Source organism: Phytoactinopolyspora endophytica (assembly GCF_004138495.1).
Taxonomy (GTDB): Bacteria; Actinomycetota; Actinomycetes; order Jiangellales; family Jiangellaceae; genus Phytoactinopolyspora; species Phytoactinopolyspora endophytica.
This window is the reverse complement of the sequence record NZ_ML142860.1, coordinates 73,382-74,301: the sequence shown is the minus strand read 5'-3', so window position 1 is coordinate 74,301 and position 920 is coordinate 73,382. Positions and strand designations below refer to the sequence as shown.

2 protein-coding genes are annotated in these 920 nt (G+C 63.9%); both read right to left on the bottom strand.

Going from position 1 to position 920, the window contains the following annotated elements:
* A partial coding sequence (locus tag ELR45_RS41310; RefSeq protein WP_129668291.1) for an FHA domain-containing protein occupies positions 1-524 on the bottom strand: 524 nt, incomplete at its 3' end.
* 174 nt (positions 525-698) lie between these two features.
* The coding region (locus tag ELR45_RS41305) for a glycine cleavage system protein H (RefSeq protein ID WP_420813918.1) at positions 699-920 on the bottom strand (222 nt) is incomplete at its 5' end.

Here is a 920-nt window from a genome sequence, read left to right as displayed (position 1 = left end):
CACCTCGGTCCGCCTCCGAACCCGTGCTGGCTGGAGTAGTAGACCAGGCGATACTTGCCCACCTGGACCTCGTCGCCGTTCGCGAGCCTGACCTCGTCGACACGGTCACGGTTCACATAAGTGCCGTTCAGGCTGCCGACGTCCGAGACGACGAAGCCGCCGTCGAACCGGCGGAACTCGGCATGTCGCCGGGAGACTGTGACGTCATCGAGAAAGATGTCCGAGTCCGGATGGCGCCCGACGCTGACCACATCGGTATCCAGGAGGAACCGGCTGCCCGCGTTGGGACCTCGCAGGACCACCAGCAGAGCGCTGCCTTGCGGCAACGCGTCGACCGCAGCCTGATCATTCGGGCCGAGGTCTCGCCCCTCTTCTCGTTCCGCATCTTCGCGCGGAATCATCATGGTGCTCGTCACGTCACCGGACTCAGCCTGCGACACGGACGTCACGATCCTGGTTCCACACTGCGAGCAGAACCTGGCATCGCTCGGATTCTCATGCCCACACTGGGTACAGAACGGCATCAGCTCGGCCTCCCGCCGCTGGTGTCCGCGGCTCGACATCTTCGGCGCGTCGAGAGTCTATGCCAGACATTCGACCTCACGCCTCCAGGGTTGAAAAGTTAGTGGAAACCTATGGCTGTCTATAGCCCAGGGTCAACTTCGAGACTCGATCTTCGTCGAAGTCCCCCGACCGGCTCAGCCCTCGACTTGGGCGCGGTACTCGTCGGCTCCGAGCAACTCGTCCACGGCCGCCGGGTTCACCGGCACAACCTCGAACATCCAGCCGGCACCGTACGGGTCGGAGTTCACCTGCTCCGGCGCGGAGTCCAGAGCGTCGTTACGAGCCACCACACGACCCGTCAGCGGCGCGTAGAGATCACTCACGCTCTTGGTCGATTCCAGCTCACCGCACGCCTC